The sequence below is a fragment of the Streptomyces sp. NPDC111628 genome (genome assembly GCF_055635195.1).
The window spans coordinates 1,094,411-1,106,283 of record NZ_JBVKBZ010000002.1 but is presented as its reverse complement, the minus strand read 5'-3'; the positions used below and the strand labels follow the sequence as shown (position 1 = coordinate 1,106,283).

The 11,873-nt window shown below is 75.0% G+C and carries 11 protein-coding genes; 4 read left to right on the top strand and 7 right to left on the bottom strand.

Annotated features, from left to right (window positions below; genetic code table 11):
- Window positions 1–112: 112 nt before the first annotated feature.
- Genes ACZ7MF_RS12685 through ACZ7MF_RS12675 form a run of 3 tightly spaced genes read left to right on the top strand, consistent with a single transcriptional unit; the run spans window position 113 to window position 3,076 of the window.
- Window positions 113–1,315, top strand: coding sequence for a lycopene cyclase family protein (locus ACZ7MF_RS12685; protein ID WP_471476426.1), 1,203 nt, complete (start codon window positions 113–115; stop codon window positions 1,313–1,315).
- A gap of 25 nt (window positions 1,316–1,340) precedes the next feature.
- The gene (locus tag ACZ7MF_RS12680) at window positions 1,341–1,508 is read left to right on the top strand and encodes a hypothetical protein (RefSeq protein WP_471476424.1); all 168 of its coding nucleotides are present in this window, start codon (window positions 1,341–1,343) and stop codon (window positions 1,506–1,508) included.
- The gene (locus ACZ7MF_RS12675; RefSeq protein WP_471476422.1) at window positions 1,505–3,076 is read left to right on the top strand and encodes an FAD-dependent oxidoreductase; all 1,572 of its coding nucleotides are present in this window, start codon (window positions 1,505–1,507) and stop codon (window positions 3,074–3,076) included. Before ACZ7MF_RS12680 ends, ACZ7MF_RS12675 begins: the two co-directional genes overlap by 4 nt.
- A 25-nt stretch (window positions 3,077–3,101) precedes the next feature.
- Here the strand turns inward: ACZ7MF_RS12675 and ACZ7MF_RS12670 are convergent, their stop codons facing one another.
- The 3 genes from ACZ7MF_RS12670 to ACZ7MF_RS12660 form a co-directional block, all read right to left on the bottom strand.
- Window positions 3,102–3,980, bottom strand: a complete 879-nt coding sequence (locus tag ACZ7MF_RS12670) for an SDR family oxidoreductase (protein ID WP_471476418.1) — start codon at window positions 3,978–3,980, stop codon at window positions 3,102–3,104.
- Between the two features lie 107 nt (window positions 3,981–4,087).
- Entirely contained in the window at window positions 4,088–5,707 is a 1,620-nt protein-coding gene (locus tag ACZ7MF_RS12665; protein ID WP_471476416.1) for a phytoene desaturase family protein, read from the bottom strand.
- Window positions 5,700–6,206 carry an SRPBCC family protein gene (locus ACZ7MF_RS12660; RefSeq protein WP_471476413.1) on the bottom strand — a complete coding sequence of 169 codons (507 nt, stop codon included), beginning with the start codon at window positions 6,204–6,206 and terminating at the stop codon, window positions 5,700–5,702. The genes ACZ7MF_RS12665 and ACZ7MF_RS12660 overlap by 8 nt, the downstream gene beginning before the upstream one ends.
- Before the next feature lie 262 nt (window positions 6,207–6,468).
- Between ACZ7MF_RS12660 and ACZ7MF_RS12655 the strand changes: the two genes are divergently transcribed.
- A complete protein-coding gene (locus ACZ7MF_RS12655) occupies window positions 6,469–7,653 on the top strand; it encodes a S1 family peptidase (RefSeq protein WP_471476410.1) in 1,185 nt (394 codons plus the stop codon).
- A gap of 129 nt (window positions 7,654–7,782) precedes the next feature.
- Here the strand turns inward: ACZ7MF_RS12655 and ACZ7MF_RS12650 are convergent, their stop codons facing one another.
- From ACZ7MF_RS12650 to ACZ7MF_RS12635, 4 genes are all read right to left on the bottom strand, one after another.
- Entirely contained in the window at window positions 7,783–8,226 is a 444-nt protein-coding gene (locus ACZ7MF_RS12650) for a hypothetical protein (protein WP_471476408.1), read from the bottom strand.
- A 163-nt stretch (window positions 8,227–8,389) separates the two neighbouring features.
- A complete protein-coding gene (locus tag ACZ7MF_RS12645) occupies window positions 8,390–9,721 on the bottom strand; it encodes a cation:proton antiporter (RefSeq protein WP_471476406.1) in 1,332 nt (443 codons plus the stop codon).
- A 1,022-nt stretch (window positions 9,722–10,743) separates the two neighbouring features.
- A complete protein-coding gene (locus ACZ7MF_RS12640) occupies window positions 10,744–11,208 on the bottom strand; it encodes a cytochrome P450 (protein ID WP_471476403.1) in 465 nt (154 codons plus the stop codon).
- Window positions 11,209–11,314: 106 nt separating this feature from the next.
- Window positions 11,315–11,728, bottom strand: a complete 414-nt coding sequence (locus tag ACZ7MF_RS12635) for an SRPBCC family protein (protein WP_471476401.1) — start codon at window positions 11,726–11,728, stop codon at window positions 11,315–11,317.
- Window positions 11,729–11,873 lie beyond the last annotated feature (145 nt).

The window sequence follows — 11,873 nt, the reverse complement described above, 5'->3', positions numbered from 1 at the left end:
GGGCGCCCGTGTCGCGCCGTCCAGCGCGCCGTACGGCCGCAGGCGGCGACGGGCGGAATACTCCGCCGCACCGGATCGGACCGGCGGACGGACCGACGGGAAGGAGGCGGGTGTGCTCGACGCGGACATCGTGGTCGTCGGTGCGGGAGCGGCCGGGCTCTCCTTGGCGCACCGGCTCCCGGCGCGGGCGTCACCCCGTGCGGTGTCCTCCGTAGTCCTGGTCGATCCGCCGCCGGGGCCGCTGCGGCCGCCGCGTCGCACCTGGTGCTTCTGGGAGGCGGGGCCCGGCCGCTTCGACCCGGCGGCGACCGCGTCGTGGGAGTGGCTGCGGGTGCACGGCCGGGACGGGAGGGCCGTCCGGCGGCACATCGCGCCCGCCCGCTACAAGATGATCCGCTCGGACGACTTCGAGGCCTTGGTGGAACGGGATCTGAAGGACCGTCCGGGGCTGCGGCGCGTCGAGGCCGTCGTCGGCGCCGTGACCGGACTGCCGGACGCCACCGTGCGGGTGGCGGCCACGGACGCGGCGGGAGCACCGGTCGACCTGCGCGCCCGCTGGGTCTTCGACTCCCGTCCGCCGGACCGCCTGCCGGCCGCCCGCACCCGTCTGCTCCAGCACTTCCGCGGCTGGTTCGTCCGTACCGAGCGGCCGGTCTTCGAGCCGGAGGCGGTCGACCTGATGGACTTCCGCACCGCCCAGCCCGCCCGGGGGCTGTCGTTCGGCTATGTGCTGCCGACCGGACGGCACACCGCGCTCGTCGAGTACACCGAGTTCGGCCCGGAACCCCTGACGACCGAGGCGTACGACCGCGCGCTGGAGGACTACACGGGGCGTGTCCTGCGCACCGGCGCGACGGAGGTGCTCTCGGCCGAGCAGGGCGTCATCCCGATGACCGACGCCGTCTTCGACCGTCGGGCCGGGGGCAGCGACCGGGTCTTCCGGATCGGCGTCGCGGGCGGCGCGACCCGGGCGTCCACGGGCTACACCTTCGCCGCCGTGCAGCGGCAGTCCGAGGCCGTGGCGCGTGCGGTGCGCGCGGGCCGCCGTCCGGTGCCTCCTCCCCCGCATCCGGCACGGGCCCGGCTGATGGACGCGGTGCTGCTGCGCGCCCTGGACACCGGCCGGGTCGACGGGCCCGACCTCTTCTTCCGGCTGTTCGACCGCGTACCCGCCGACCGGCTGCTGCGCTTCCTCGACGGCCGGTCGCGGCTGTACGAGGACCTCGCGGTCGGTCTGCGCGTGCCCGTCCTGCCGATGCTGCGCACAGCGGCCGAACTGCCGTGGCTGCGCCGCCGCCACCTGCCCCTCCACTGAGCGCCGACCGAACCGGGAGCCCTCGATGCCCTCGATGCCCTCGCCGCCCGACACCGCGCCGGCCACCGCGCCCGACCGCCCGGCAGGCCACCGCGGCCGGCCGCCCGCCGCCGGACCGGGCCGCCATGCCCACGCCCCGCCCTCCGCCCGCCGGGCGGAGGGCACCGAGCCCCGCGGCGGCGGTGCGCGGTGATCCGGCGCGGTGGGGCCGGACACGGGGGCGAGGGGCGGCTTCCCGGGAGGGACCGGCGGGCGCGGGTGCTGCCCCCCGCACCGGGGCGGGAGCGGGTCGCGGGCGATCCGCCGTCGGTGGCGGTGGTCGGCGGCGGCATCGCGGGCCTCGCGGCGGCGACCGCACTGGCGGAACGCGGGGTGCGCGTGGTGCTGCACGAGCGCGAGCCGGTGCTCGGCGGCCGGGTCGGGGGCTGGACGATCACCCTGCCGGACGGCACTCCGGCCACGATGAGCCGGGGCTTCCACGCCTTCTTCCGCCAGTACTACAACCTGCGGAGCCTGCTGCGCCGTTGCGATCCGGGCCTTGCCATGCTGACCGGACTGCCGGACTACCCGCTGCGGCACAGCGGCGGGCTGTGCGACAGCTTCCGCAGGATTCCGCGCACTCCCCCGTTGAGCGCCCTCGCCTTCGTCGCCCTGAGTCCCAGCTTCGGCCCGCGCGACCTGACGGCCCTGCGGCCCTCGGCCGCGCTGCCGCTCCTCGACGTCCGTACCCGCCGCGTCCACGAGCGCCTGGACGGCGTCAGCGCCCACGAGTTCCTCGACTCCCTGCGCTTTCCGGCCGCCGCGCGCCATCTGGCCTTCGAGGTGTTCTCCCGCAGCTTCTTCGCGGACCCGCGCGAGCTGTCGGCCGCGGAGATGGCGCTGATGTTCCACATCTACTTCCTCGGCTCCAGCGAGGGGCTGCTGTTCGACGTACCGCGCGAGCCGTTCCCGCGGGCGCTGTGGGACCCCCTCGCGGGACACCTGGCACGGCACGGGGCCGAGCTGCGGACGAGCACGTCCGTCGAGGCCGTCCGGCCCGGTCCGTCCGGCGGGCAGCTCGTGGTCGACGCCGCCGGGGCCCGGGCGTACGACGCCGTGGTGCTCGCGATGGACACCGGCGGGCTGCGGGGCGTGGTCGCCCGCTCACCGCACCTGGGCGACGCCGCCTGGCGGGCGCGGGTGGCAGGGCTGCGCCACGCTCCGCCGTTCCTGGTCTCCCGGCTGTGGCTGGACCGCCCGGTCGCCTCCGGCCGGCCCGGTTTCCTCGGCACGAGCGGTTACGGCCCGCTGGACAACGTCAGCGTGCTCTCCCACTGGGAGGGCGAGGCGGCCCGCTGGGCGGCCCGCACCGGCGGCTGTGTCGTCGAACTCCACGCCTACGCCGTGCCGCCGACGGCGGTCCGGGAGGTCGAGGAGAAGCGGCTCGTCGACGCGTTGCACCAGGTGTATCCGGAGACCCGTCGGGCCCGGGTGGTCGCCGCACGCCACGAGTGGCGGGCGGACTGCCCGCTGTTCACCGTCGGTGGCTACCGCGACCGCCCCACGGTCCGCACCCCCGATCCGGCCGTCGTCGTCGCCGGGGACCTGGTCCGTACGGGTCTGCCCGTGGCGCTGATGGAGCGCGCGGCGACCTCCGGTTTCCTCGCCGCAAACGCCCTGCTGGAGCGGTGGGGCGTGCGGGGCGAGACGCTGTGGACGGTGCCCGACCGGGGCCGCTCCGCGCCGCTGCGTGCCCTGGCCCGACGGTTCGGGACGCGCTGACCCGGCACCGCGTCGGCACCAGCGGCTACGTACGTGTCCCCGCCGCGTGGGCGGCCCGGCCGCCCGCGCCGAGCGGACCGGTGGGTCCCAGCGCGTCCTCGGCCTCCAGGCGGGGCAGTTCACGGCGGGACAGCCGTGCCACCGCGGGCGGCAGTGACGCGCGCCCCAGCTGCACCAGGCGCAGCCAGCCCGGCACGTACACGGCGGTACGGCGGCGCTCCAGCGCCCGGACCAGCCGGGCGGCGACGTCGTCCGCCGGGAAGGTGCGGCGGGCCGGGGGCGGCATGTGGCCGCGCAGTTCACGCAGGACCGGGTGGCGGTCGGCGTCGCGGATCATGTCGGTGTCGATCCAGTTGAGATAGGCGATGCCCACGGCGACGCCACGGTGGGCCACCTCGGCGCGCAGCGAGTGGGCGAAGGCCTCCACGCCCGCCTTGGAGGCGCAGTAGGCGCTCATCATGGGCGCGGCACCGAGCGAGGCCAGCGAGGCGATCTGGAGGTGGTAGCCGGCGGTGTCGAGCAGGTCCGGCAGGAAGGCGCGGGCCGTGTGGGCGCTGCCGGTCAGGTTCACGTCGACGACGCGGCGCCACTCGGCGGGGTCCGACGTGGCGAAGGGTCCGCCGTGCGCGATACCGGCGTTCGCCACCACGACCGACGGCTTTCCCAGGCGCCGGCGCGTCTCACCGGCCGCGTCGGCCAGCGCGGCGGGGTCGGTGACGTCGGCCTCGACGGCGAGCGCCGGGGTCGGCAACTCCGCCGCCAGGGCGTCCAGCCGGGGCTTCTCGAGACCGAGCAGCGCGATCCGGGCGCCGCGGAGTGCGCAGGCGCGGGCCAGGGCGGCACCGAGTCCGCGGGCGGCGCCGGTCACCACGACGGTGCGGTTCTGGAGGGGGCTGTCTGTCACGGTCGGCCCTTTCCTCGGTGCTTGGCATACGGTCGCGGGGTGCTTGGCATACGGTCGCGGGGTGCTTGGCATACGGTCGCGGGGTGCTTGGCATACGGTCGCGACGGTCAGTGCCGGTCACCGGCCCGGTCCCGCCGGGTCAGGGCCCGCTGGAGCCGGGCGAGGCCCGCGAACCGGTGCTGGCGCAGTGCGGCGCGCGCGGCGTTGGCGCCGGGCGCTCCGTGCACCCCGCCCCCGGGGTGGGCGCCCGCGGAGGCGAGGAAGAGACCGGCCACCGGAGTCTCGGGCCGCCCGGTGCCGGGCACGGGCCGGAAGACGAGCTGCTGGTGCATGGCGGTGGTGCCGCCGTTGATGGCGCCGCCCTCCAGGTTGGCGTTCATGGCCTGGAGCGTCGGCGGGGCCAGCACGCGACGGGCCCGTACCAGCGCCCGGAAACCGGGCGCGAAGCGTTCCACCTGGCGTTCGACCCGGTCCGCCATCAGTTCCCGCTCCCCGGTGTCCCACGTGCCCGTGATGCCCTCCTCGCCCGCGTCGGCGCGGATGTCGTGGGGGACGTGGGTGTAGGCCCAGGCGGACTCCGTGCCGCGCGGTGAGCGGGTCGGGTCCGTGGTGGTCATCTGGCCGAACAGCGAGAAGGGACGGTCGGGGACCTGCCGCATGGCGATCTGGGCGGCGAACCGGGTCAGTTCGTCGAGGCCGTCGGACAGGTGCACGGTGCCGGCCCGCGCCGCCGCCTCGCACTGCCAGGGCACGGGCCCGTCCAGTGCCCAGTCCACCTTGAAGGTGGCGAAGTCCCACTGGAAGCGCCGCAGGTCGGTGAGGACCTGGTCCGGCAGGTCCGCCGGGGCGACGAGCCCGCCGTAGAGGGCGGGCACGGAGACGTCCGCGAGGACGGCGCGGCGGGCGGTGACCGTCTCCCCGTCGGCGGTGCGCACGCCGACGGCGCGCCGGTCGCGGACCAGGACCCGTTCGACGCGCCGGCCGCAGTGCAGCGTGCCGCCCCGGGCGCGCAACCGGTGGACCAGGGCCTCGGTGAGGGCGCCGGAACCGCCGACCGGCACGGGGAAGCCGTAGGTCTGTCCGAGCATCGACATCAGCCAGCCGAAGCCGCCGCTGCCCGCCGCCTCGGGGGCGAGGTCGGCGTGCAGGGCGTTGCCGGCCAGCAGCAGCCTGCCGCCCTCCCCGCGGAACTCCTCCTCGCCCATGCGGCGCACCGGCAGCACCAGGGTGCGGGCGAGCCTGAGTCCGCCCGCGCCGCGCAGCCGCAGGGCCAGTCGGGCGGTGGCGCGCACCGGCGGGAAGGGTGTGAACAGGGCGTCCAGGATGTCGGCCCGGTAGCGGTCCCACACCGCGTGCAGCCGCTCCCAGGCGGCGCCGTCCCCGAGGGCGAAGGCGTCCAGGGAGGCGGCGGTGGTCGCGACGTCACGGTCGAGGACCGCGCAGGTCCCGTCGGTCAGGGGGTGGGCCAGTACGTGGGGCGCGTGGGCCCAGCGCAGCCCGTGCTCCTCCAGCCGCAGTCCGCCGAGGACCGGGGAGGCGGCGGCGAGCGGGTAGAAGGAGCTGAACAGGTCGTTGACGAAGCCGGGGGCGACCTCGCCGTCGTGCCGCACCGCGCCGCCGGGCTCGGGCTGCTCCTCCAGGACCGTCACGCTCCAGCCGGCGTCGGCCAGCAGGTTCGCCGCCACCAGGCCGTTGGGTCCGGCCCCGACCACGACGGCGTCAGGCACGGCCGGTTCCCGGCCGGTACTCCACGGATCCCACCGCGTCCGAGGGGTCGGGACGGCACCGCTCACCGGCCGCGGACTCGCACAGTTTCGCGAGCCTGGCGAGCATGGCCCGGTGCCGCACCTGGATCAGCGCCTCGACGCCGACGTTGTGCAGCAGGCCGCCGGGGCCGCGCAGGGGGTGTTCGTCCACGATCACCAGGCACTGCTCGCCCCAGGGACGCAGTTCGACGGCGATCCGGGCCGTGCCGAGCCTGCCCGCCTTCGCCTCCAGCTCCAGCTCGGAGCCCGGCACGCAGCGTCTGACCACCGACTCGTTGTGCAGCCGCAGCGGCCCGAGCCGCACCTCGTACGCGATCGTCGCGCCGACCTGCGGCCACTGTCCGGCCCTGGGGGTGACCTCGGAGGGTCCCACGACCCATTCCACGTACAGGTCGCCGTCCGCGAGGACGTCCCAGACCGCGTCCGGGGTCGCCTGGATGAGCCTGTGCCGAACCGCCACGCGTACCTCCCACGTCCAGTGGCCGCCGTGCGGCCGTCATCGCGAGGACGCAGCACTGAGTGCCCCGTCGGCGCCCGGTCAACCGGAGGGAACGGGTCGCCGTGGCGCCGAAGCGGCGGCACGGAAAGGCCGTGCATTGGCATGGACCTGATGACAAGGGCTGGCTAAGCTCGAAGCGACCCGATGAGAGCGCTCTCAAACCGCGGTTGTTCCATGCCATCTGTTCCACCCCCACCTTGCTGGAACGACGAAGGGCAACTCCGTGAGACGCAGCAGACTCAGGCACCTCGGCCTGGCCGGACTCCTCGTGCTCGGCAGCCTGACCGCGGTCGGCACCCTGCCGGCCTCGGCGGCCGAAGCCCCCACCCACTCCCCTTCCTCCTCCGACCCCTCCTCCGAGCAGCCGGCCTCCGCCGGTCTGCTGGACGCCATGCAGAAGGACTTCGGCCTCACCCGGGCCGAGGCCGAGGACCGGCTCGCGGCCGAACGCGACGCCACCGGCATCGAGCCCGCGGCACGCCGGGCGGCCGGAAAGGCCTTCGGCGGCTCGTGGTTCGACGCGGACGCCGGACGGCTGACGGTGGCCGTCACCGGGGACGCGGCACCCTCGACCCTGCGGGCGGTCCGCGCCACCGGCGCGCAGGTCCGCACCGTGGAGCACAGCGCACAGCAGCTCGACGCGGCCAAGGCACGCGTCGACCGTCTCGACGCACCGGCCGGAGTGAGCAGCTGGCGCGTCGACCAGGCCACCAACAAGGTCGTCGTGGACGTGGTCGCGGGTGAGCGTGCTGACAACGATGTCCAGAGCTTCCTGAAGCAGGCCCGCGAGGCCGCGCCGGTCACGGTGCGGACGGTGCCGTCGGCCCCGCAGACGTTCGCGGCGGGCACCGTCGGCGGTGACCCCTACTACACCGGCAACGTCCGCTGCTCCATCGGCTTCTCGGTGCACGGCGGGTTCGTCACCGCCGGGCACTGCGGCCGGGCCGGGGCCGGCGTCAGCGGCTGGGACCGCTCGTACATCGGCACCTTCCAGGGCTCGTCCTTCCCCGACAACGACTACGCGTGGGTCAGCGTGGGCAGCGGCTGGTGGACGGTGCCGGTCGTGCTCGGCTGGGGAACCGTCTCCGACCAGCTCGTGCGCGGCTCGAACGTGGCACCCGTCGGTGCCTCGATCTGCCGCTCCGGGTCGACCACGCACTGGCACTGCGGCACCGTGCTGGCCCACAACGAGACCGTCAACTACAGCGACGGCTCGGTGGTGCACCAGCTGACCAAGACCAGCGTGTGCGCCGAGGGCGGCGACTCCGGCGGCTCCTTCATCAGCGGTGACCAGGCGCAGGGCGTCACCTCGGGCGGCTGGGGCAACTGCTCCAGCGGCGGGGAGACCTGGTTCCAGCCGGTCAACGAGATCCTCAACCGCTACGGCCTGACCCTGCACACGGCCTGACCGGACAGCGGTGGGGAGGGCCGGACCGGGTCCGCACCGTCCGGCCCTCCCCGGCCGCCGATGCCCACGGTCCGTCCCTCCCCGGCCGCCCCCGTGTCCGCGGTTCCGCGCCCCCACCTGCCGGTGGGCTCAGACGTCGCCGGGTCCGGTCCCGGGCTCCGGCACGTCCAGGCCCGTCGCCGTGGTCAGCCGACGGTAGGCGGCCCGCGCGTGGACCAGACGGGCCAGCGCCGTGCCGACGAGGGCAGCGCCGAGCAGGCAGGCCAGCCAGAGCGCGTCCCGCCGGCCGGCCCAGGTGAGCACGCCGGCCGGTGGTATGGCGAAGCCGTTGAGGGACAGCCAGCACAGGACGGCCGTCCCCGGGGCGGCCGTGAACCGGGCGCAGAGGCCGAGCAGGGCCGCCAGCAGGGAGAGCGCGACCAGGGCGAGCCCCGGACGCCCCGAGCCCACGGTGCCGTTGAGCAGCGCGACCAGGAGGAGGGCGCCACCGAACGCTCCCGCCCACACCAGGGGAGCCGCGACCGGCCGGGGAACGGGTCTGGCACCGCTGCCCAGGGGCACCCACTCGATCATGCTGACGGCTCCTTCCGGTCCCGGACGCGTCCGACCACGGCGTCGGACAACGACCCTGTGGGCAGATTGTCCCACCGGGAGCCGGCCCGCCGTGCCGCCCGGGGCGACGACCGGCCACGCCCACGGGCCTCGTTGCGTGGCCCTTACCGTCCCCGGCCGGGCCCTAGTGCTCCGCCTCCGTGTGCTCCGAGGAGGACGACGACCCGAACGAGGGAGCGGCCTGGGCCGGCACCGGCACCGGGTCCGCCTCCGGGCGGCCGTCCCCCTCCGTCTCCGCGCCGGTCCCGCCGCCCGCGGCCGCGACCGGTGTCCTCGTCCCCGGCAGGAGTCCGCCGACGGCTCGCAGGGCGGCGGCGAGGACGTGGGCGCGTCCCGCGACGATGGGGCCGAGGACGGCGAGGACGAGTACGTATCCGGCGATGAAGGGAGCGAGCCGGGCGTCGAGTCCGGCGCCCGCGGCCATGGCGGCCAGGATCAGCGCGAACTCCCCGCGGGCGACCAGGGTGGTGGCGATCTCCGCGGCCGGTTCGGAACCGTAGTGGTAGACCCGGGCGACGCACAGCCCGGCGACGATGTTCATGACGATGGTCAGGGCCGCCGCCGTCGCGACCGGACCGGCGACGGAGGCGAGGTCGCCGGGGTCGATGGCGAGCCCGAAGGCGAAGAAGAAGATGGCCGCGAAGGCGTCGCGCAGCGGGTGCACCAGTTCGCGGATCCGCGGCCCCGAGGGGGTGCCGGCGAGGATCAGACCGACCATGAAGGCGCCGATGGCGTCGGCGACGCCCAGCACTTCGGAGACTCCGGCGACGAGCACCGCGGCGCCGAGGAAGCTGATGACGAGCAGTTCGTTGTCCCGCGTGTGGATCAGGCGTCCCACGAGCCGGGTGCCGTAACGGGCCGCGGCGGCCAGTACCAGCAGGAAGCCGAAGGCCTTGCCTGCCTGGAGGGCCGTGTCGGCGACGCCGTGCGCGCCCGAGATCACCGGCTGCAGGGCGGCCAAGTACAGCGCGAGGAAGATGTCCTCGACGACGATGATACCGAGGATCAGGCGGGTCTCCGGGCGGCCGATCCGGCCCAGGTCGATGAGGATCTTGGTGACGATCGCGGAGGAGGAGATGCCGAGCACACCTGCCAGCACCAGGGCCTCGCGCACCCCCCACCCGAGGACGAGTCCGAAGCCGAGTCCGGCGCCCACGTTCAGGAGCAGGTAGATGCCCCCGGCGGTGAGCAGCCGTTTGCCGCCGTTCTTGAGGTCGTCGAGGTGGAACTCCAGCCCCAGGTAGAAGAGGAGCAGCACCAGTCCGAGTGCGGAGAGCATCTCGAAGTCGTGCGCGTCCTCGACCAGGACGAAGCCCGGTGTGTGAGGGCCGAGCAGGATGCCGGCGAGCATGAACAGAGGGATCGTCGGAAGTCCGATCCTCCCGCCGAGGCGGGCGAGGAACGCGGCGGCGACGAACGCGCCGCCCATGGCGAGCAGGGTGTCAGCGTGTCCCACGGGTCACCGCCTTCGACCGCGCGGAGGTTCGGGAGGGCTTCACTTGACGGGGATGGATGCGGGTTCTCCTTCTTGGGGGATGCGTCGTCGGACGGTCGGGAAGCCGGGCAGACGGTCGAACGGGCAGACGGGCAGACGGACATACCGGCACAGGGGCACAGGGGCACGCGGGCGAACACGCCGCGCGGGGCGTCCGTGCCACGACACCGCCCCCGGCACCCGGGGTGCGCACCGCACACCCGGAACGAATCACGCGGCAACGCCACTGAACGGGCGGCGCCGGTCCACGGTCACACGCCGGGCCACCGCCCGGCCATCGGGGACGACACCCAAATGGTCCGGCGGCCGACACCCATCGCGCCCGCGCGGGAGGCCGCTCGGCGGCCCGAGGAGGATGCGCCGCGGCCGACTCGGGGATCCCGGCCGCGGCGCATCCTGCCGCCCCGGGTGCGGGAGGACGACGCGCGCCGGGGCATGACCGGCGACTTCCCCGGCTCCCCGCCACGACACTGCACCAACCGAGTGATCGTCAGGGACCGCTCCCCCGCACCCGGTTCCCGGCCCGGACACGCCGTCCGCCCCGCCGCGGGATGCGACGGGGCGGACGGCTTGCGGACGGTCCGTCAGCACGGTGTGGTTGCCATCAACTTCTCGAAGGAAGCCATGCAGTCCGGGCAGTGACGTGCCCGTTCACCGTCGGATGCCTCGATACGTTCACGGAGCTGCTGTCCGCAGAGTGTGGCCGCGGCCTGTTTGGCCAGTACGTGCCACACCAACGCTCCGCCCGCCTTCTCCGGGCCCACGCACATTTCGTACATGATCGGCCTCCCAGCCTGGACGCCGCTGACACTCTCCAGGAGACACCGGTTCGGCCGTGACCAGTACCGTGCGGGGTCCATTCGGGTGACGGCCGCTTCGCCCGCCCGGGTCGGACGCCCACCCGGAGGACTGCAAACGATCAGCCAACCGGCCCTGCACAGGTGGTCGCATGACATGTCGTCGACGGGTCCCCTGACGCCTGGTCAGGGTGCGCGTACGCCGGTGACGGCGAAGCCGCTGCGGGGGCGGGCCGGGACGCGGCGCAGCGGGATGCGCAGGTCCTGCTCGGGGACCGTGCAGTCCAGGCGCGCCAACCGCACCGCCAGGGACTCCAGCAGCCCGACGGTGACGCGCTCGCCGGGGCAGCGGTGCCCGTCGGCGGGGTCGCCGCCGCCCTGCGGGATCAGCTCGTCGGGACCGGGCGGCCGGTCCACGAAGCGCTCGGGCCGGAAGGTGCAGGGGTCGCCCCAGAGTTCCTCGTCGTGGTTCTGTCCGTAGACGTCGAGCAGCAGGATCCCGCCGGCCGGCAGGGATTCGCCGTGCCAGGTCAGTTCCGTGACGGCGCGGCCGCCGAGGAACGGGACGAACGGGCAGAAGCGGCGGACCTCGTGCGCGACGGCCGCGGCGAACGTGCCGTCGCCGCCGCGCAGCCGCTCGCGGTGGGCCACAGCAGGGCCGGGGTGCGGTCGATCAGTGGGCGGCGGTGTGCGTCCATGGCGCGTGGGTGCCCCGGGGCGGCGGGCGGACACCCGGGCCCGGTCCTCGGGGTTGTCCTCAGCCGGCCGCGTTGTCGGTGCGCAGCCTCACCTGTTCCTCCAGCCGCCGCAGGCTGCCGTCGAGGGCCTCGGCCACCGTCCGCCGCCCCGGGTCGTGGCCCTCGTCGAAGAAGGACAGGTGCACCGTGACCTCGCTGGCCCCGCTGTCGAGTCCGGCGACCTGGAGCCAGCCGGCGTAGCTGCCCTGCTCGCGGGTGCCCCACTCCAGCCGCAGCTGCTCGGGCCGCGCGCTCAGCAGCGCCGAGGTGTCCTGGTCGGTGCGGTCCTCGTGCACGGTGACGGCGGGTGGTTCCTCCGGCTCCACGTGCAGGTCCCGGGGCAGCCAGGTCTCCAGCTGTCCGACGTTCGCGGCCTGGTCGAAGACGTGCTCCGGCGGGGCGGGCATGGTGCGGGAACGCTCGTACTCGGTCATACGGCACCACTCCTCGGCGCTCGGGATCGTACGAAGGGACGCGTGCCCCTTGTGCCGGGGCCGAAGCGCTCGCACGGGGCGCTTCGGGCCGACGGGCGGCGCGGGCCGGGCGGTGCCAGACTGCTGGGCACCGGCCCCGCCGGGG